We start from the raw sequence: 19,979 nt of genomic DNA on the forward strand, positions 1-19,979 counted from the left end.
GAATCGTCTGCGATGACCATCACCTCTGACCGCGGAACCGCGACCCCTGGCCGGAACGCCTTCGGCGAGCCCGCAGACCTCCACATCCCCGGCGGGACGGCGCCGCACAACACCTCGACGCTCAGCGTCCGTGGTGCTCGCGTCCACAACCTGCGCGACGTCGACCTCGAGATCCCGCGCGACTCGCTCGTCGTCTTCACCGGGCTGTCCGGGTCGGGCAAGTCCTCGCTCGCGTTCGACACGATCTTCGCCGAGGGCCAGCGCCGCTACGTGGAGTCGCTCTCGGCCTACGCCCGCCAGTTCCTCGGGCAGGTGGACCGGCCCGACGTCGACTTCATCGAGGGGCTCTCCCCGGCCGTCTCGATCGACCAGAAGTCGACGAACCGGAACCCGCGCTCGACCGTCGGCACCATCACCGAGGTCTACGACTACATGCGTCTGCTGTGGGCGCGCATCGGTGTCCCGCACTGCCCCGTCTGCGGCGAGGTGATCAGCAAGCAGAGCGTGCAGCAGATCGCCGACCAGCTCATGGAGTTCGAGAACGGCACCCGCTTCCAGGTCCTCGCGCCGGTCATCTCGAAGAAGAAGGGCGAGTTCGTCGACCTCTTCCAGGAGCTCGCTGCCTCCGGCTACGCCCGTGCCATCGTCGACGGTGAGCGGATCCAGCTGAGCGACCCGCCGAAGCTGAAGAAGCAGGTCAAGCACGACATCTCGGTGATCGTCGACCGCCTCGTCGCGAGCGACGACATCCTCGGCCGCCTCACCGACTCGCTCGAGACCGCCCTGCGGCTGACGGGCGGCACCGTGGCGATCGACCTCGTCGACCACGAGGGGCCCGGCGCGGTCCGGACCTACTCCGAGAACCTGTCCTGCCCGAACAACCACCCGCTCGCGCTGACGGAGATCGAGCCGCGGACCTTCTCGTTCAACGCACCCTTCGGCGCGTGCCCGGAGTGCTCGGGCCTCGGGACCCGCATGTCGGTCGACCCCGACCTGGTGCTCGGCGACCCCGAGGCCTCGCTGCGCGACGGTGTCCTGCTCCCCTGGACGGGCACGAGCGGGCTGTACTCGTACTTCGAGAAGCTCCTCGCGGGCCTCGGCAAGGACCTCGGGTTCACCCTCGACACCCCGTGGAGCCAGCTCGACCCCTCGGTGCAGGCTGCGATCCTGACCGGCAAGGACTTCCAGGTCTCCGTGTCGTGGAAGAACCGCTTCGGCCGTGAGATGCGCTACACGAGCGGGTTCGAGGGCGTCATGCCCTACATCGAGCGCAAGTTCGCCGAGGCCGAGTCGGACTCGCAGCGGCAGCGCTTCCAGGGCTACCTGCGCGAGGTGCCCTGCCCGGTCTGCGACGGCACGCGCCTCAAGCCCGAGGTCCTCGCGGTGACGGTCGACGGCCGCAGCATCGCCGACGTGACCGACATGTCGCTCGACCAGGCCTACGGCTTCATGGAAGAGCTGACGCTCACCGAGCGCGAGGCGCACATCGCCGCCGCGGTGCTCCGCGAGATCCGGGCGCGCCTCGAGTTCCTGCTCGAGGTCGGCCTCAACTACCTGACCCTGGCGCGCGGCGCCGGCGGCCTCTCCGGCGGGGAGGCCCAGCGCATCCGGCTCGCCACGCAGATCGGCTCGGGTCTCACCGGCGTGCTCTACGTGCTCGACGAGCCGAGCATCGGTCTGCACCAGCGCGACAACCGTCGACTCATCGACACGCTCGTCAAGCTGAAGGACCTCGGCAACACGCTCATCGTCGTCGAGCACGACGAGGACACCATCCGCACGGCCGACTGGGTCGTCGACATCGGACCCGGCGCGGGCGTGAACGGCGGCAAGGTCGTGCACTCCGGTTCGTACGAGGGCATCATCGAGAACCGCGAGTCGGTGACGGGGGACTACCTCGCCGGTCGGCGTGCGATCGAGGTGCCGGCAGAGCGACGGAAGATCAACCCGAAGCGCGTCATCAGCGTGCAGGGTGCGCGGGCGAACAACCTCAAGCAGGTCGACGTCGACTTCCCGCTCGGGGTCTTCACCGCGGTCACCGGCGTCAGCGGTTCCGGCAAGTCGACCCTGGTGAACGACATCCTGTACAAGGTGCTCGCGAACCAGCTCAACGGCGCACGGCACATCGCCGGCAAGCACACCCGCGTCAAGGGCCTCGACCAGCTCGACAAGGTCGTGCACGTCGATCAGGCGCCGATCGGCCGTACGCCGCGGTCGAACCCGGCGACCTACACGGGTGTGTTCGACCGCATCCGGCAGCTCTTCGCCGAGACGCCCGAGGCGAAGGCGCGCGGCTACCAGCCCGGCCGGTTCAGCTTCAACGTCAAGGGCGGCCGCTGCGAGAACTGCTCCGGCGACGGCACGATCAAGATCGAGATGAACTTCCTGCCCGACGTCTACGTCGCGTGCGAGGTCTGCGGCGGTGCGCGGTACAACCGCGAGACCCTGCAGGTGCACTACAAGGGCAAGGACATCTCCGAGGTCCTCGACATGCCGATCAGTGAGGCGGCCGAGTTCTTCGAGCCGATCTCCGCGATCCACCGCTACATGGCGACGCTCGTCGACGTTGGCCTCGGCTACGTGCGCCTCGGCCAGAGCGCCACGACGCTCTCCGGCGGCGAGGCACAGCGCGTCAAGCTGGCGACGGAGCTCCAGCGCCGCTCGAACGGCCGGACGGTCTACGTGCTCGACGAGCCGACGACCGGTCTGCACTTCGAGGACGTCCGGAAGCTGCTGCTCGTGCTGCAGAGCCTGGTCGACAAGGGCAACACCGTCATCACGATCGAGCACAACCTCGACGTGATCAAGTCGGCCGACTGGCTCGTGGACATGGGTCCGGAGGGCGGCGCCGGCGGCGGCACGGTCCTGGCCGTCGGAACGCCCGAGCACGTGGCCGACGTCCCCGAGAGCCACACCGGTGTGTTCCTGCGCGAGATCTTCGACGCGCAGGACGCCCGCGTGGGCAAGGCACAGGCGGTCGGTGCCCGGCAGGCGACCCAGAAGCAGCAGGGCACGAAGCAGCAGGGCAAGCAGAAGGCGGGTGCTCGGTAGGTGGCGGACACCGTCTCCTGGCGGCCGAAGGCGGGGGAGATCCCGACCGACCCAGGCGTCTACCGGTGGCGTGACGAGGCCGGACGGGTGCTCTACGTCGGCAAGGCGAAGAACCTCCGTGCCCGACTGAGCAACTACTTCGCCCCGCTGCCGACCCTGCACGAGCGCACCCGGCGCATGGTGCTCACCGCACGCAGCGTCGAGTGGACCACGGTCGGCTCCGAGATCGAGGCGCTGCAGCTCGAGTACACCTGGATTAAGGAGTTCGACCCGCCCTTCAACGTCAAGTTCCGGGACGACAAGTCGTACCCGTACATGGCGATCACCCTGGGCGAGGAGTCGCCGCGGGTGATGGTGACGCGGAACCGCAAGATCAAGGGCGCGAAGTACTTCGGGCCCTACCCGAAGATCTGGGCGGTGCACGACACCATCGACCTGATGATCAAGGTGTTCCCGATCCGCACCTGCTCGGACTCGTCGTACAAGAAGGCGATGCAGACCGGGAAGCCGTGCTTCCCGGGACAGATCGGCAAGTGCGGCGGTCCGTGCTCGCAGAAGGTCACGATCGCGGAGCACCGGGCGATCGTCGAGGAGTTCGTCCGCTTCATGGGCAGCTACGACCGCAAGGTGATCACGACCCTGCGGCAGCGCATGGGAGCGGCGGCCGACGCGATGGACTACGAGCAGGCCGCGAAGTACCGCGACCAGGTCGGTGCGCTCGAGGCGGTGCTCGAGAAGTCGGCCGTCGTCCTCCGCGACTCGGTGGACCTGGACCTCTTCGGCGTCGCCGAGGACGAGCTCGCGGCCGCCGTGCAGCTGTTCTCGGTCCGCGGTGGGCGCATCCGCGGTGTCCGGGGCTGGGTGGTCGACAAGGAGCTCGACATCAGCACGGGTGACCTCGTCGAGCAGATCGTGCAGGGTCAGTACGCCACGAGCGACGACGTCCCGCGCGAGGTCGTCGTGCCCGAGCTGCCCGAGGACGCCGAGGCGCTGCAGCAGTGGCTCAGCGAACGGCGCGGCGGACGAGGGACGAAGCTCAGCACGGCGCAGCGGGGAGACCGGGCGGGGCTCGCGCGCACGGCCGCCCAGAACGCCGCGCAGGCGCTGATGCTCTACAAGACCAAGCGCAGCGCCGACTACACGACCCGGTCGGCCGCCCTCGCCGACATCCAGGACGCCCTCGGCATGACCGAGGCCCCGTTGCGCATGGAGTGCTACGACATCTCGCACCTGCAGGGCACGAACGTCGTGGCCTCGATGGTCGTGTTCGAGGACGGACTGCCGCGGAAGGACCAGTACCGGCGGTACACGATCGCCGAGACGACCGACGACACCGACAGCATGTACCAGGTGCTGTCGCGTCGTCTGGCGCGTCTGGACGAGGACGCCTCGGTGCCGGACGTCCCCGACGCCACGAGCGAGGACGTCGTCGAAGGAACCAAGCCCACGAAGCGCTTCGCGTACCGCCCGCAGCTGCTCATCGTCGACGGTGGTCAGCCGCAGGTGCAGGCGGCGAAGCGGGCGATGGACGAGGCCGGGGTGCACGACATCGCCCTGGTCGGCATCGCGAAGCGCCTCGAGGAGCTCTGGCTGCCCGACGACGACTTCCCGGTGATCATGCCGCGCAACTCCGAGGCGCTGTTCCTGATCCAGCGGATCCGCGACGAGGCGCACCGGTTCGCGATCACGCACCAGCGGACCCGACGGAAGCGCGACGTCCGGTCGCAGCTGTCGGAGATCCCGGGGCTCGGCCCGACCCGCGTGAACGCCCTGCTCAAGCACTTCGGGTCCGTGGCACGCCTGCGCGAGGCGACGGCGGAGCAGATCGCCGAGGTGAACGGGGTCGGGCCGGCCACGGCGGCAGCGGTCGTCACGAAGCTGGCGCAGACCCCCCGCAGCGCACCGGAAGCGAGCGCACCGGAATCCAGTGCGCCGGAATCCAGTGCGCCGGAAGCGAGCACACCGGAAGCCAGCGCGCCCGACGTGAGTGCCACCGGCGCGACCGATGCGGGCGTGGCGGCGGACGTGGCGGGGCCGGACCGTGCCTCCCGTCCGGCGGTCCCGACGGGTCCCGTCCGTGTCCCCGCCGTCTCCCACGACGGTCCGTCCCGCCCACGGTGACCCGCGCCGCCCCTGACGGGGGACGGTAGCCTGGACACGCAGCCGAGACCCGAAGCCGAGACCTCCCCGGGCCGTGGCCCGGGCCCCCACGACGGAGCCCTCCCACACATGAGCGACACGAGCGCCGACCGACCAGCCCCGACGTCCGCGTCGCAGCAGCACGACATCCTCATCGTCACCGGCATGTCCGGAGCCGGCCGCTCGACGGTCGGCAAGGCCCTCGAGGACCTCGGCTGGTACGTGGTCGACAACCTCCCGACGCAGATGCTCGGTCCGCTGACGGAGCTCGCCGACCGGGCGGGGGAGAAGATCCCGAAGATCGCGACCGTCGTCGACGTCCGCGGCGGGCGGTTCTTCACCGACCCGGAACAGGCGGTCGAGCAGGTCCGGGCGGGCACGTCCGCCCGGGTCCGGGTGCTCTTCCTCGAGGCGACCGACGCCGTGCTCGTGCGCCGCTTCGAGCAGGTCCGGCGTCCGCACCCGCTGCAGGGCGACGGGACGCTGCTCGACGGCATCGGGCTCGAACGGTCGCGCCTGTCCGGGCTGCGCGAGGCGTCCGACGTCGTCATCGACACGTCGGACCTCAACATCCACCAGCTCGCGAACGCCGTCACCGACCGGTTCGCCGACGACCACTTCGTCGGGGTGCAGGTCACGCTGATGAGCTTCGGGTTCAAGTACGGGCTGCCCGCCGACGCCGACATGGTGGCCGACGTCCGGTTCATCCCGAACCCCTACTGGGTGCCGGAACTGCGCCCGCACACCGGCCTCGACGCCCCCGTCTCGGAGTACGTGCTGTCGCAGCCGGGTGCCCGCTCGTTCCTCGAGCGCTACGCCGCCGTGCTCGAGCCCGTGCTGGCGGGATACCAGCGCGAGAACAAAAGACACGCTACGATCGCCATCGGCTGTACCGGCGGCAAGCACCGCTCGGTCGCCGTCGTCGCCGAGTTGGCGAACCTCCTCCGCGGGATGTCCGACGTCGCCGTGCGTGTGAAGAACCGAGATCTCGGCCGGGAGTGACCGTTCCTCCGGCCGCTCCACACCACGTGCGCCGGACCCGCGGACCCCACCAGAGAAAACGTTAGGAATGATGCTGTGCCGTTGACTGCCGAGGTCAAGGACGAACTGGCCAGGGTCGCCGTGAACCGCAACACGGTCCGCGCCGCCGAACTCGCGACCATCCTGCGGTTCGCGGGCGGCCTGCACGTCATCTCGGGCAGGATCGCGGTCGAGGTCGAGCTCGACACCCGGATCATCGTGCACCGCGTGCGCAAGGACCTGGCGGAGCTGTACGGCGTGCGGAGCGAGGCGTCGGTGGGGTCGTCCGCCTCCTCCCGCCGCGGCACCCGCTACCTGGTCCGCGTGCTCGAGGCGGGGGAGACGCTCGCCCGCCAGACCGGGCTCATGGACGCCCGGCGTCGCCCGGTGCGCGGCCTGCCCAACCGTCTGACGACCGGCAACCGCGAGGACCTCGCCGCCATCTGGCGCGGTGCGTTCCTCGCCTCCGGCACGCTGACCGACCCGGGTCGTGCCGCAGCGCTCGAGGTCACCTGCCCGGGCAACGAGGCCGCGATGGCCCTGGTCGGCGCCGCGTCGCGCCTCGGCATCGCCGCGAAGGGCCGTGAGGTCCGCGGCGTCCACCGCGTGGTCATCCGCGACGGCGAGGCGATCGGGCAGATGCTCACCGTCATGGGCGCCGCCCGCACGACCGCCGAGTGGGAGGAGATGCGCCAGCGCCGCGAGGTCCGTGCGACCGCCAACCGTCTGGTCAACTTCGACGACGCGAACCTCCGCCGCTCGGCGCAGGCCGCCGTCGCCGCGTGCGCCCGGGTCGAGCGCGCACTCGAGATCCTGGCGGACGAGGTCCCGGACCACCTCAAGTACGCCGGTTCGCTGCGGCTCCAGCACCGTGACGCCTCGCTCGACGAGCTCGGCCAGCACGCCGAGCCGCCCATGACGAAGGACGCCATCGCCGGACGCATCCGTCGCCTGCTCGCGATGGCCGACAAGAAGGCGTCGGACCTGGGGATCCCGGGGACCGAGGCCAGCGTGCCGGAGGAGCTCGAGGGGGCGTAGCCCCTGATCCGTACCACCATGGACGGGAGGCGCGGTGCCGGCTGGCACCGCGCCTCCCGTTGCGTTCGTCCACCCGTGAACCGCCGCCCGCGCGACCGTCCGGACGGACCGTCATCCGGCGCGGGCGCGCAGTGTCCGACTGCTAGGGTCGTTACGGCGACGTTACGGGGCGTATCGTCCACCACACGTGGGTCCGCAGGGCCGCACGACTCCGAAAAGCAGCGCCCCCGGGGCGCTCCACACCCACCAGGAGATCCATTGACCGTCAAGATCGGCATCAACGGCTTCGGCCGCATCGGCCGTAACTTCTTCCGGGCCGCCCTCGCCAAGGGCTCCGACCTCGAGATCGTGGCGGTGAACGACCTCACCGACAACGCAGCCCTCGCGAACCTGCTGAAGTTCGACTCCATCACGGGCCGTCTCGGCGTCTCCGTCGAGCTCGACGGCGACAGCATCGTCGTCGACGGCAAGCCGATCAAGGTCCTCGCGGAGCGCGACCCCGCCAACCTCCCCTGGGGCGAGCTGGGCGTCGACATCGTCATCGAGTCGACCGGCTTCTTCACCAAGGCCGCCGACGCGCAGAAGCACATCGACGCGGGCGCCAAGAAGGTCATCATCTCGGCCCCGGCGACCGGCGACGACGTCACCATCGTCCTCGGCGTGAACGAGGACCAGTACGACCCCGAGAACCACAACATCATCTCGAACGCGTCGTGCACCACGAACAGCCTCGCGCCGCTCGCCAAGGTCTTCCACGACAAGTTCGGCATCGAGCGTGGCCTCATGACGACGGTGCACGCCTACACCGCCGACCAGAACCTGCAGGACGGCCCGCACAAGGACCCGCGTCGTGCCCGTGCCGCCGCGCTGAACATCGTCCCGACCTCGACCGGTGCGGCGAAGGCCATCGGCCTGGTCATGCCGGAGCTCGCCGGCAAGCTCGACGGCTACGCGCTCCGCGTGCCGGTGCCGACCGGTTCGATCACCGACCTCACCCTCGAGACGTCGTCCGAGGTCACCGTCGACGAGATCAACGCCGCCTACAAGGAGGCCGCAGAGGGCCCGCTCAAGGGCATCCTGCTCTACAGCGAGGACCCGCTGGTGTCGACCGACATCACGACGGACCCGCACTCGTCGATCTACGACTCCGGCCTCACCAAGGTCATCGGCAAGCTCGTCAAGATCACCTCGTGGTACGACAACGAGTGGGGCTACTCGAACCGCCTCGTCGACCTGACCGAGTACGTGGGCGAGCGACTCTCGGCATGAGCCTCCGCACCCTCGAGGACCTCGGCGACCTCGCCGGCAAGCGCGTCGTCGTCCGGTGTGACCTGAACGTCCCGCTCAAGGACGGCACGATCACCGACGACGGCCGCGTGCGGGCGTCGCTGGGCACGCTCAACACGCTCGTCAACGCGGGTGCGCGGGTCATCGTGATCTCGCACCTCGGCCGACCCGACGGCGAGCCCGCACAGGAGTACTCGCTCGCCCCCGTGGCGCAGCGGCTCTCCGAACTGCTGGGCAAGGAGGTCACCTTCGTCGGCGAGACCGTCGGCGACGAAGCGACCGCGGCCGCCGAGGCCCTCGGGGACGGCGACGTCCTGCTGCTCGAGAACCTCCGCTTCAACCCGGAGGAGACCTCGAAGGACGCGTCGGAGCGCCAGGCGTTCGCCGAGCGGATCGCCGGCCTCGGCGACGCGTTCGTGTCCGACGGCTTCGGCGTCGTGCACCGCAAGCAGGCCTCGGTGTACGAGCTCGCGGCAGCGCTGCCCAGCGCGGCCGGCTCGCTCATCGAGTCCGAGCTGACGGTGCTCGAGCGGCTGACGAAGGACCCGCAGCGGCCGTACACGGTCGTGCTCGGCGGGTCGAAGGTCAGCGACAAGCTCGGCGTCATCGAGCACCTGCTCCCGCAGGTCGACACGCTCTGCATCGGCGGCGGCATGCTCTTCACGTTCCTCGCGGCCCAGGGCCACGGGGTCGCGAAGTCGCTGCTCGAGCAGGACCAGCTCGACACGGTCCGCGCCTACCTGTCGAAGGCGGACGAGCTCGGCGTGACGATCGACCTGCCGACCGACGTGGTGGTGGCCTCCGGCTTCGCGGCCGACGCCGACCACGAGACGGTCGCGGCGGACGCGATCGAGTCCTCGTCGTTCGGCGCCGACGGCATCGGCCTCGACATCGGCCCGGAGACCGCGGAGCGCTTCGCGTCGGCGGTGTCCGGTTCGAAGACCGTGTTCTGGAACGGCCCGATGGGCGTCTTCGAGTTCCCGGCGTTCGCGGCCGGCACGAAGACCGTCGCGCAGGCGTTGACCGAGGTCGACGGCCTCGGCGTCGTCGGCGGTGGTGACTCCGCCGCGGCCGTCCGGTCCCTCGGGTTCTCGGACGACCGGTTCGGGCACATCTCGACCGGTGGTGGTGCGAGCCTCGAGTTCCTCGAGGGCAAGTCCCTGCCCGGTCTCGAAGCACTGGGGTGGTCCCGATGACCCGCACTCCCTTCATCGCCGGCAATTGGAAGATGAACCTGGACCACCTCCAGGCCATCGCCACCGTGCAGAAGCTCGCATGGACGCTGAAGGACGCCCGCCACGACCACGACGACGTCGAGGTCGCGGTGTTCCCGCCCTTCACCGACCTCCGCAGCGTGCAGACGCTCATCTCGGCCGACAAGCTCTCGATCGAGTTCGGCGCGCAGGACCTCTCGCAGTACGACTCCGGTGCCTACACCGGCGACGTCTCGGGTGCATTCCTCGCCGCGCTCGACGCGAAGTACGTCATCGTCGGACACTCCGAGCGTCGCACGATGCACGGGGAGACCGACGAGATCGTGGCCGCGAAGACCGCCGCGGCCGTCAAGCACGGCCTCGTGCCGGTCGTCTGCGTCGGTGAGACCGGTGAGCAGCGCGAGCAGCGCGGCGCCGGGGTCGTCCCGGTCGAGCAGCTCAGGGTCGTCCTCGACGCCGTGAAGCCGTCCGAGATCGTCGTCGCCTACGAGCCCGTCTGGGCGATCGGCTCCGGCCAGGCCGCCACGGCGGAACAGGCCCAGGAGGACTGCGCCGCCCTGCGTCGCGGGATCGCCGAGGCCTGGGGCGACGACCTCGCCGGGAGCACCCGTGTGCTCTACGGCGGCTCGGTGAAGTCGGGCAACATCGCCGGCTTCCTCCGCGAGCCCGACATCGACGGCGCGCTCGTCGGTGGGGCCTCGCTCGACGTGCAGGAGTTCGCGGCCATCGCGCGCTTCCGGCAGCACGTCGGACTCTGATCCACCCCGCTCAGGCCGGTCACGTCCGCGTGTCCGGCCTGAGCCACGCCCTGCCCGGTGTCCTGGCCGCTCCTGCGGCCCGGTACACTTGCAGGGCTGACTTCACACGAAAGGTACGTCGTGGCGATACTCTCCGTCGTGCTGCAGGTCCTGCTCGCGATCACGAGCCTCCTGCTCACGCTCCTCATCCTCCTGCACAAGGGCCGCGGTGGCGGTCTCTCCGACATGTTCGGCGGCGGCGTGACGAGCAACCTCGGGGCGTCCGGCGTCGCCGAGCGCAACCTCAACCGCATCACGGTGATCCTCGGTCTGGTCTGGATCGTGTCCATCATCGTGCTCGGTCTCATCAACAAGTTCACGGCGGGGAGCTGATCCATGGCAAGCGGAGGCAGTGCAATCCGAGGCTCGCGCGTCGGCGCGGGCCCGATGGGGGAGCAGGACCGCGGCGTCCAGGCGGAGCGCGTGGCCGTCTCGTACTGGGACGCACTCGGCAACGAGGTCGTGCGGTACTTCTCGGCGACCCTGCCGGAGGACGAGATCCCGGAGACGGTCGACTCGCCGTCCACGGGGCTCCCGGCCGGCCGTGACAAGGAGAACCCTCCCGTCGTCGCGAAGACCGAGCCCTACAAGACGCACCTCGCGTACGTGAAGGAGCGCCGCACCGAGGAAGAGGCAGCGCGGCTCCTCGAGGACGCACTGCAGCAGCTCCGGCAGCGCCGCGGTACCGCGAAGTAGCGCCAGACGCCCGAAGGCCCCCGCACCCATCCGGTGCGGGGGCCTTCGTCGTGCCACTGGCTGATCATCGGCGAGCGAGCAGGACATGCCGTGTGTCGTCCGCCGATCGGGCGAGATCTGTCGGCGGGCGCTGCCGACCGTGACAGTTCTGGCCCGCTTGGCGAACGCCGACCGGACCACAGACGGACGGGAGGCGCGGCGCCAGCCGGCACCGCGCCTCCCGTCCGTCAGAAGCCTGCGTCTAGTACGTCGAGGCGATCAGGTTCTCCGGGACGTCGCGCGCGGCGTCCTGGTCCACGAAGAACACCGTGCGCTTGCGGCCCTGCACGCCGCCGACGGGGACCTCGTCCACCGCAGCGCCGGCCAGCGCGAGGCCGAGCACGGACGCCTTCTCGGCACCGGACAGGATCACCCACACGCGCTGCGAGGCGTTGATCACCGGGAAGGACAGCGTCAGGCGCTGCGCCGGCGGCTTGGGGGAGTCGTCGACCGTCAGGACGGCACGGTCGGTCACCGCGAGCTGCGGGAACTCGGGGAAGAGCGACGCCGTGTGGCCGTCGGGACCGACGCCGAGCAGCGTGATGTCGAAGCGCGGTGCGACCGCACCCTCGGGCGCGGCGTCCTGGAGCTCGCGCTCGTACTGCGCGGCGGCCTCGTCGATGGACAGGCCCGCGTCGGACGGCGCCATCGGGTGGATGTTCGCCTGCGGGATGTCCACGTGCTCGAAGAAGTCCGTCTGCGTCCCGGTGACGTTGCGGTCCGCGTCGCCCTCGGCGACCCAGCGCTCGTCGACCCACCAGACGTGCACCTTCGACCAGTCCACGCTCTCCCGCGCGGGCGACTGCCCGATCGCCGCGAGAACCAGCGTCGACACCGAGCCGCCACTGATCGCGATGTCGGCGCGCTCCTGCTCGTCCAGCACGTCGATGATCTTCGTGATGAAGCGGGCGGCGACCGACGCGCCGAGGGACTGCTTGTCCGGGTGCACCAGCACCCGTCGTTCGTTGGTCACGTGTCTCCCGTGTTCGTGGCGGCCGACCGGTGCGACCGCCTTCGGTCCGACCGGGTCCGGGCGGTGGTCGTGTCGACCACCGACCGGCACCCGGTCGTGTGGGTTGCTCAGCCGGCGATGGTCTCGCGCAGCTGGGGCACCCCGTGCTTGACGACGTCTCCGAAGAGGACGTCCGGGTCGAGTCTACGGAGTTCCTCTGCGAGGCAGTCGCGCAGGTTCCGCCGCGGCAGCGACAGGTCGTGCGTCGGTTGCCCGGGCATCGACAGGGTGGCCACGTCGACGAGGGACCGCTCGAGGTCGATCGTGCCCGAGGCGCGCTCGAGCTTGACCCCGTGGATGCCGCTCGACCCGGTCGCCCGGGGCGAGGTGACGACGGACACCGGGACCTGCAGCTGCAGCTGCAGCCAGGCGGCGAGCAGGACGGTCGACGGGCTGTCGCTCGCACCGGACACCTCGACGCCGGTGACGGGCTCGTACGGCGGCTGGTCGAGTGCCGCGGCGAGCTGGTTCCGCCACAGCGTCAGGCGGGTCCACGCGAAGTCGGTGTCGCCCGGCACGTAGGACTTCCCGAGCGCCTCGATCGCGCCGTTCGGGTCCTTCTGCGCGGCGGCGTCGGTGATGCGGCGCTGCGCGATCCGGCCCAGCGCGGACGCTGCCGGCTGCTCCGGAGCGGCCTGCGGCCACCACGCGACGACCGGAGCGTCCGACAGCAGCAGGCCCGTGACCAGGCTCTCCTCGTCGGTCGCGGTCTCGCCGTAGGCGCGGAGGACGATGACCTCGCTCGCGCCCGCGTCGCTGCCGACGCGGATCTGCGCGTCGAGACGACCGGGCGACTTCGTGTCGCCGTCGTTCTTCGACACGATGATCACGCGCATCGGGTGCTCGCGCGACGCCTGGTTCGCGGCCGAGATCGCCTCTTCCTCGTGGCCCAGTGCCGTCGAGATGATGAGCGTCAGCACGCGGCCGAGGGCGACGGCGCCGCCCTCCTCGCGGATGTGCACGAGCTTCTTCTGGATCTTCGACACCGTGGTGTTCGGCATGTCGATCTTCATGGACGCCTCCAGGTCCGGCCGTCGCGGGCGAGCAGGTCGTCGGCGGACGCCGGACCCCACGTGCCGGGACGGTACTGCTCGGGTTGGCCCTGCGTGGCCCAGAACTCCTCGATCGGGTCGAGGATCTTCCACGACAGTTCCACCTCTTGGTGACGGGGGAACAGGGGCGGGTCGCCGAGGAGCACGTCGAGGATGAGTCGTTCGTACGCCTCCGGCGAGGCCTCGGTGAACGCGTGTCCGTAGCCGAAGTCCATCGTCACGTCGCGCACCTGCGTGCCGACGCCGGGGACCTTCGAGCCGAAGCGGAGCGTGACGCCCTCGTCCGGCTGGACACGGATGACGAGCGCGTTCTGGCCGAGGGGCGCCTGCGTGTTGCCGTAGACGTCCTCGGGGACGCGCTTGAAGACGATCGCGATCTCGGTGACGCGGCGGCCGAGGCGCTTGCCGGCACGCAGGTAGAACGGGACGCCCTGCCAGCGGCGGGTCGCGATGTCGAGCTTGATCGCCGCGTAGGTCTCGGTCGTGGACTCGGGGTCCATCCCCGCTTCCTCGAGGAAGCCGAGCACCTTCTCGCCGCCCTGCCAGCCACCGTCGTACTGCCCGCGGGCGGTCGCCGTGGCGAGGTCCTCGGGCAGGCGCACCGCGGAGAGGACCTTCTCCTTCTCGGCACGCAGGTCCGCGGCCTTGAACGAGACGGGCTCCTCCATCGCGGTGAGGGCGAGGAGCTGCAGCAGGTGGTTCTGGATGACGTCGCGTGCGGCGCCGATGCCGTCGTAGTACGCGGCTCGACCGGCGACGCCGATGTCCTCGGCCATCGTGATCTGCACGTGGTCGACGTAGTTCGAGTTCCAGATGGGTTCGTACATCTGGTTCGCGAACCGGAGCGTCAGGAGGTTCTGGACGGTCTCCTTGCCGAGGTAGTGGTCGATGCGGAAGACGTCGTCGGGCGCGAAGACGCTCTCGACGATCGCGTTCAGCTCGCGTGCCGTACGGAGGTCGGAGCCGAACGGCTTCTCGACGACGACGCGGCTCCACGAGCCCTCGCGCTTCTCGGTGAGGCCCGAGACCTTGAGCTGCTCGGTCACCACCGGGAACATCTTCGGCGGGATCGACAGGTAGAAGGCGTGGTTCCCGAGCGTCCCGCGCTCGGCGTCGAGCTCGTCGACGGTGCGCTTCAGCTCGAGGAACGCCTCGGGGTCGTCGAACGAGCCCTGCACGAAGCGGATGCCCTGCTCGAGCTGCTTCCAGACGGCCTCGTCGAAGGGGGTGCGGGAGTGGTCCCGGACCGCGTCGTGCACGAGCTGGGAGAAGTCCTGGTCCTCCCAGTCGCGCCGGGCGAACCCGACGAGTGCGAAGCCCGGGGGCAGGAGCCCTCGGTTCGCCAGGTCGTAGACCGCAGGCATCAGCTTCTTGCGGGACAGGTCGCCCGTGACGCCGAAGATGATGAGGGTGCTGGGACCCGCGATCCGGTTCAGACGTCGGTCGGTCGGCAACCGGAGCGGGTTGTGCTCCGGGGTGATCGCCACCGGTGACATGGGTGTGGACTCCTTGAGGGTCGAACGGAGACGGCGGAGCGCGACGCTGCGGTGGCAGCGGCGACTCCGCCGTCGTGGTGGTCAGGACCGGCCGGGAGGCTCGTCGCGGCTCCGGCGGGCCGGTCCTGACCGTGGGTGCCTGCGTCCCGTCGACGGTGGTCCCGTCACCGGTACGCAGGCTCCTGTGGTGCTTACTTGCTGTTCTCGAGCGCGGTCTTCACCGTGTCGACGAGCTCGCCCCAGGAGACGTTGAACTTGTCCACGCCCTCCTTCTCGAGCAGTGCGACGACCTCGTCGTAGTCGACGCCGGCCGCAGCGATCTGGTCCATGACCTGCTGCGCGCCCTCGTACGAGCCGGCGATCGCGTCGCCGTGGACCTCGCCGTGGTCGAACGTCGCGTCGAGCGTCTTGCCCGGCATCGTGTTGACGGTGTTCGGCGCGGCGAGCTCGGTCACGTACAGCGTGTCGGGCAGCGACGGGTCCTTGACACCGGTCGAGGCCCAGAGCGGACGCTGCGTGTTCGCACCCGACTCGAGCAGGCCCAGGGCGCGCTCGGTCGCGAACTGCTCGGTCCAGACCTGGTAGGCGAGCTGCGCGTTGGCGATGCCGGCCTTCGACTTCAGGGCCGTCGCCTCGTCGGTGCCGACGGCGTCGAGACGCTTGTCGATCTCGGAGTCGACGCGCGACACGAAGAACGAGGCGACCGAGTGGATCTTCGAGAGGTCGTGGCCGGCGGCCTTGGCCTTCTCGAGGCCACCGAGGTAGGCGTCGATGACGGCGCGGTAGCGCTCGAGCGAGAAGATCAGCGTGACGTTGACGGAGATGCCGGCGCCGATGACCTCGGTGATGGCTTCGAGACCCTCGAGGGTCGCGGGGATCTTGATGAGGACGTTCTCGCGGCCGACCTTCTCGAACAGGAACTTCGCCTGCTCGATGGTCTTCTGCGTGTCGTGGGCGAGGCCCGGCTCGACCTCGATCGAGACACGGCCGTCGAAGCCCTTGGTCTCGTCGTAGATCGGCTTGAAGACGTCGGAGGCGTTCGCGACGTCCTGCGTGGTGATCTCGAAGATCGCCTCGGTGACGTCGGTGCCCTTCGCCGCGAGCTCCTTGACCTGCGCGTCGTAGCGCTCGCCCTTGGCGAGGGCCGACGCGAAGATCGTCGGGTTCGTGGTGACGCCGACGACGTTCTTCTGCTCGATGAGCTCGGTGAGCTTGCCGGTCTCGAGGAGCTCGCGCGACAGGTCGTCGAGCCAGATGCTGACGCCGACCTCGGAGAGGGCGGCGGTGGGGGTGTTCTCAGCCATGGTTTCTCTTCTTCTTTCGTCGACCGGCCCGGTCTGCGTGACGCGACCGGGGCCGTGGTGTCGTGGTCTGTGGGCCGGGAGGCGCGGGACGGGCCCGCTGCGTGCCTCCCGGCAGAGGGGCCGGACCCGGCGTACCGGATCCGGCCCCTCGTGGGTCAGGACGCTGCGATCGATTCCTTGGCGGCTGCGACCACGTGCTCCGTGGTGAAGCCGAACTCGGCGAACAGGCGCTGGTAGTCGGCCGACGCACCGAAGTGCTCGATCGACACGCTGCGGCCCTTGTCGCCGACGATGTCGCGCCAGCTCATGGCGATGCCGGCCTCGACAGAGACGCGCGCGGTGACGGCCTTCGGCAGGACCTGCTCGCGGTAGGACTCCGACTGCTCGAAGAACCACTCGAGCGACGGGGCGCTCACGACGCGGGCGTTGATGCCCTCGCCCTTGAGCTGCTCGCGTGCGTCGACGGCGATCTGGACCTCGGAACCGGTCGCGATCAGGATCACGTCCGGGGTGCCGTTCGGCGCCTCGGCCAGGACGTACGCACCCTTGGCGACGTTCTTCGCCGACGCGAGCGTGTCGCCGGAGGCGTCGCCCTCGCCGCGCTCGAACACCGGGAGGTTCTGGCGGCTCAGCGCGATGCCGGCCGGACGGTCCTTGTGCTTGAGCATCTCGAGCCAGGCGTACGAGACCTCGTTCGCGTCGGCCGGACGGACGACGTCGAGACCCGGGATCGCACGGAGCGCGGTGATCTGCTCGATCGGCTGGTGCGTCGGGCCGTCCTCGCCCAGGGCGATGGAGTCGTGGGTCCAGACGTAGATCGCCGGCGCCTTCATGAGCGCGGCGAGACGGACGGCCGGACGCATGTAGTCGCTGAAGATGAGGAACGTGCCGCCGAAGGGGCGGGTGTTCCCGTGCAGCACGATGCCGGACAGGATCGAGCCCATCGCGTGCTCGCGGATGCCGAAGTGCAGCACGCGGCCGTACGGGTCGGTCGACCAGGTCTTCGTCGAGGCCTCGGCCGGACCGAAGGACTTCGCGCCCTCGATCGTGGTCAGGTTCGACTCGGCGAGGTCGGCGGAACCACCCCAGAACTCGGGCATGAGCGGCGCGATCGCGTTGATGACCTTGCCGGAGGCGGCACGGGTCGACACGGCCTTCTCGGTGGAGAAGACGGGCAGCGCCTCTTCGAGGCCCTCGGGGAGCTCACCGGCGTTGATGCGGTCGAGCATCGCCTTCTTCTCCGGGTTGGCCGCGGCCCACGCGTCGAAGGTCTTGTTCCACTCGGCGTGCTGCTCCTGGCCCTTGGTGATCGCACCGCGGGTGTACTCGAGCACCTCGGGGTCGACGTGGAAGGTCTTGTCCGCGTCGAAGCCGAGGACCTCCTTGAGGCCCTTCAGCTCGTCGGCGCCGAGCGCCGAGCCGTGAATCTTGCCGGAGTTCTGCTTGGTCGGCGACGGCCAACCGATGATCGTCTTGAGGACGATGAGCGACGGCTTGGTCGTCTCGGCCTTGGCGGCCTCGACCGCGCGGTGGAGCTCCTCGACGTCCTCGGAGTACTCGCCGGTCTTCTTCCAGTCGACGTGCTGGACGTGCCAGCCGAGCGCCTCGTAGCGGGCGGCGACGTCCTCGGAGAACGCGATGTCGGTGTCGTCCTCGATCGAGATCTGGTTCGAGTCGTAGAAGACGACCAGGCGACCGAGCTGCTGACGGCCGGCGAGGCTCGCGGCCTCGTTCGTGACGCCCTCCTGCATGTCGCCGTCACCGGCGATCACGTAGGTGAAGTGGTCGAAGGGCGACTCGCCGTCGGCGGTCTCCGGGTCGAACAGGCCGCGCTCGAAGCGCTGCGCGTAGCCGAAGCCGACTGCGGAGGCGAGGCCCTGGCCGAGCGGGCCGGTGGTGATCTCGACGCCGTCGGTGTGGCCGTACTCCGGGTGACCCGGGGTCTTCGAGCCCCACTTGCGCAGGTGCTGCAGGTCCTCGAGCTCGAGGCCGTAGCCGTGCAGGTAGAACTGCACGTACTGCAGGATCGAGGCGTGTCCGGCGGACAGGATGAAACGGTCGCGGCCGATCCAGGTGGAGTCGCTGGGGTCGCGACGCATCACCTTCTGGAAGAGCAGGTGGGCGACCGGCGCGAGGCTCATCGCGGTGCCGGGGTGACCGTTGCCGGCGGCCTCGACCGCGTCGGCGGCGAGGACGCGCGCCGTGTCGACGGCCTTCCGGTCGATGGCGTCCCAGGTGAATTCAGCCACTTGGATGTTGACCCTTCGTTGTTGCGACATGTGCGAGGGCTCGTGCCATCGCACGGACATGATCGCCGTCCCGGGGCCGTGTGTCGTGTCGCCGTCGAGCGGCGGCCGACCGGCTCTTCGCGGCCGACGTCTTCGGGGCACACGATGCGGGAGGGCGTGTCCAGCATAGTGACAACGCTCTCAGAAGGTGTCCAGGTGACGACGGTGCCGTGTCGGGCGGTCGGCCCGGTCGGCGAGGCGGGGCATCCTCGCGGCGCCTCGATGGCCTAAACTACTGCTGACCCGTGTGCATTCCGGGTCGACGCACGCCCCGACGGTGACGGAGCCGCCCACCGAGCGTGCGAGCTGACGCGAACGGACTGAGGTTCCCCTGTTGACTGCCACCGCGACCCGGCCCGACACCGATCGACCCCGCTCGACGCTGTCCCGCAAGGTCCGGGCGTACGTCTCGCTGACGAAGCCCCGGGTCATGGAGCTGCTCCTCGTCACGACCGCTCCGACGATGTTCCTGGCGGAGCGCGGGGTCCCCGACCTGTGGCTCGTGTTCTGGACGATGCTCGGCGGCGCGATGTCCGCGGGTTCGGCTTCGGCGTTCAACTGCTACATCGACCGCGACATCGACCGACTGATGAAGCGCACGAGCCAGCGGCCCCTGGTCACCGGGGAGCTCTCCGACAAGGAGGCACTGGTGTTCTCGTGGACGCTGGCCGTCCTGTCGACCGCGGTCCTCGGCTTCCTGGTCAACTGGCTCGCCGCCGCGCTCAGCGTCATCGCCATCCTGATCTACGTCTGCGTCTACACGCTCTGGCTCAAGCGTCGCACCCCGCAGAACATCGTGTGGGGTGGATCGGCCGGATGCATGCCCGTGCTCATCGGTTGGGCCGGCGTGACCGGGTCGCTGACCTGGGCACCGATCATCCTCTTCATGGTGATCTTCCTCTGGACGCCGCCGCACTACTGGCCGCTCTCGATGAAGTACCGCGACGACTACGACGCCGCCGACGTCCCGATGCTCGCCGTCGTCCGCGGTCGCACGGTCGTCGGACTGCAGGTCGTCCTGTACGCCTGGGCGACGCTCGTCTGCTCGCTGCTGCTGATCCCGGTCGCGAACATGGGCCCGCTCTACACGGTCGTCGCACTCGCTGGTGGCATCTGGTTCGTCGTCGAGTCGCACCGCCTGTACTCGCGGGCGATCCAGCACGTCGAGCACGTCCAGCCGATGCGGGTCTTCCACAGTTCGATCACCTACCTGACGCTGCTGTTCATCGCCGTGGGCATCGACCCGCTGCTGCCGCAGGTCTTCACCTTCACGATCTAGCGCGGGCTCTGCCCCGCGCACCACAGCGCCGTAGGTCCGCCGGAGGCGCCGTCGTGTGTGGCGGCGCGGGTGCGTACGCGCTGCTGTGGGTGGTGCGCGTGCGGGCGGGGCGCGCGTGCAGGTGCGGGGCGCGCGTGCGGGCGGGGCGCGTGCGGGTGTTGCGACAGATCCGCTGTCGTACGACGGCGGGGATGTCGCAGTGGGCCGTCGACGACCCGGGTCGCGGTCGGGTGGCCGACGCCGGCGGCGGTGCCGCTGTCGTACGAC

15 protein-coding genes are annotated in these 19,979 nt (G+C 69.7%); 10 read left to right on the forward strand and 5 right to left on the reverse strand.

Features of this window, described 5'->3' with window-relative positions; all coding sequences use genetic code 11:
- The first annotated feature begins 12 nt into the window (after positions 1–12).
- From uvrA to D8M35_RS06720, 9 genes are all read left to right on the forward strand, one after another.
- A complete protein-coding gene (uvrA, locus tag D8M35_RS06680; RefSeq protein ID WP_238638126.1) occupies positions 13–3,051 on the forward strand; it encodes an excinuclease ABC subunit UvrA in 3,039 nt (1,012 codons plus the stop codon).
- Positions 3,052–5,172: an excinuclease ABC subunit UvrC gene (gene uvrC / locus D8M35_RS06685; RefSeq protein ID WP_126891138.1), complete on the forward strand. Its 2,121-nt coding sequence runs from the start codon at positions 3,052–3,054 to the stop codon at positions 5,170–5,172.
- 108 nt (positions 5,173–5,280) lie between these two features.
- Positions 5,281–6,192, forward strand: a complete 912-nt coding sequence (gene rapZ / locus D8M35_RS06690; RefSeq protein ID WP_126891139.1) for an RNase adapter RapZ — start codon at positions 5,281–5,283, stop codon at positions 6,190–6,192.
- Positions 6,193–6,267: 75 nt separating this feature from the next.
- Positions 6,268–7,248 carry a DNA-binding protein WhiA gene (gene whiA / locus D8M35_RS06695; RefSeq protein WP_126891140.1) on the forward strand — a complete coding sequence of 327 codons (981 nt, stop codon included), beginning with the start codon at positions 6,268–6,270 and terminating at the stop codon, positions 7,246–7,248.
- A gap of 258 nt (positions 7,249–7,506) precedes the next feature.
- Positions 7,507–8,517 (forward strand): type I glyceraldehyde-3-phosphate dehydrogenase, encoded by a 1,011-nt coding sequence (gene gap / locus D8M35_RS06700; protein WP_058749583.1) that lies wholly within the window; start codon positions 7,507–7,509, stop codon positions 8,515–8,517.
- Complete coding sequence (pgk, locus tag D8M35_RS06705) at positions 8,514–9,731, forward strand: phosphoglycerate kinase (RefSeq protein ID WP_126891141.1); 1,218 nt, start codon at positions 8,514–8,516, stop codon at positions 9,729–9,731. The genes gap and pgk overlap by 4 nt, the downstream gene beginning before the upstream one ends.
- Positions 9,728–10,507, forward strand: coding sequence for a triose-phosphate isomerase (gene tpiA / locus D8M35_RS06710; RefSeq protein ID WP_126891142.1), 780 nt, complete (start codon positions 9,728–9,730; stop codon positions 10,505–10,507). The genes pgk and tpiA overlap by 4 nt, the downstream gene beginning before the upstream one ends.
- A 120-nt stretch (positions 10,508–10,627) precedes the next feature.
- Positions 10,628–10,879: a preprotein translocase subunit SecG gene (gene secG / locus D8M35_RS06715; RefSeq protein ID WP_058727797.1), complete on the forward strand. Its 252-nt coding sequence runs from the start codon at positions 10,628–10,630 to the stop codon at positions 10,877–10,879.
- A gap of 3 nt (positions 10,880–10,882) precedes the next feature.
- A complete protein-coding gene (locus tag D8M35_RS06720) occupies positions 10,883–11,242 on the forward strand; it encodes an RNA polymerase-binding protein RbpA (RefSeq protein WP_126891143.1) in 360 nt (119 codons plus the stop codon).
- A gap of 241 nt (positions 11,243–11,483) precedes the next feature.
- Here the strand turns inward: D8M35_RS06720 and pgl are convergent, their stop codons facing one another.
- The 5 genes from pgl to tkt form a co-directional block, all read right to left on the reverse strand.
- A complete protein-coding gene (gene pgl / locus D8M35_RS06725) occupies positions 11,484–12,254 on the reverse strand; it encodes a 6-phosphogluconolactonase (RefSeq protein WP_126891144.1) in 771 nt (256 codons plus the stop codon).
- A gap of 107 nt (positions 12,255–12,361) precedes the next feature.
- Positions 12,362–13,306, reverse strand: a complete 945-nt coding sequence (locus D8M35_RS06730; protein ID WP_126891145.1) for a glucose-6-phosphate dehydrogenase assembly protein OpcA — start codon at positions 13,304–13,306, stop codon at positions 12,362–12,364.
- Positions 13,303–14,841, reverse strand: a complete 1,539-nt coding sequence (gene zwf, locus D8M35_RS06735; RefSeq protein WP_126891146.1) for a glucose-6-phosphate dehydrogenase — start codon at positions 14,839–14,841, stop codon at positions 13,303–13,305. The genes D8M35_RS06730 and zwf overlap by 4 nt, the downstream gene beginning before the upstream one ends.
- Before the next feature lie 191 nt (positions 14,842–15,032).
- The gene (gene tal / locus D8M35_RS06740; protein WP_126891147.1) at positions 15,033–16,145 is read right to left on the reverse strand and encodes a transaldolase; all 1,113 of its coding nucleotides are present in this window, start codon (positions 16,143–16,145) and stop codon (positions 15,033–15,035) included.
- Positions 16,146–16,300: 155 nt separating this feature from the next.
- The gene (gene tkt, locus D8M35_RS06745; RefSeq protein WP_126891148.1) at positions 16,301–18,394 is read right to left on the reverse strand and encodes a transketolase; all 2,094 of its coding nucleotides are present in this window, start codon (positions 18,392–18,394) and stop codon (positions 16,301–16,303) included.
- A 373-nt stretch (positions 18,395–18,767) separates the two neighbouring features.
- Between tkt and D8M35_RS06750 the strand changes: the two genes are divergently transcribed.
- Positions 18,768–19,712, forward strand: coding sequence for a heme o synthase (locus D8M35_RS06750; RefSeq protein WP_126891149.1), 945 nt, complete (start codon positions 18,768–18,770; stop codon positions 19,710–19,712).
- Positions 19,713–19,979 lie beyond the last annotated feature (267 nt).

It is taken from the genome of Curtobacterium sp. HSID17257 (genome assembly GCF_003989515.1).
Lineage (GTDB): Bacteria > Actinomycetota > Actinomycetes > Actinomycetales > Microbacteriaceae > Curtobacterium.

Coding starts and splice junctions, on each gene's coding strand:
- uvrA (WP_238638126.1), top strand. CDS start 13: ATGACCATCACCTCTGACCGCGGAACCGCGACCCCTGGCCGGAACGCC.
- rapZ (WP_126891139.1), top strand. CDS start 5,281: ATGAGCGACACGAGCGCCGACCGACCAGCCCCGACGTCCGCGTCGCAG.
- pgk (WP_126891141.1), top strand. CDS start 8,514: ATGAGCCTCCGCACCCTCGAGGACCTCGGCGACCTCGCCGGCAAGCGC.
- tpiA (WP_126891142.1), top strand. CDS start 9,728: ATGACCCGCACTCCCTTCATCGCCGGCAATTGGAAGATGAACCTGGAC.
- D8M35_RS06720 (WP_126891143.1), top strand. CDS start 10,883: ATGGCAAGCGGAGGCAGTGCAATCCGAGGCTCGCGCGTCGGCGCGGGC.
- D8M35_RS06730 (WP_126891145.1), bottom strand. CDS start 13,306: ATGAAGATCGACATGCCGAACACCACGGTGTCGAAGATCCAGAAGAAG.
- zwf (WP_126891146.1), bottom strand. CDS start 14,841: ATGTCACCGGTGGCGATCACCCCGGAGCACAACCCGCTCCGGTTGCCG.
- tal (WP_126891147.1), bottom strand. CDS start 16,145: ATGGCTGAGAACACCCCCACCGCCGCCCTCTCCGAGGTCGGCGTCAGC.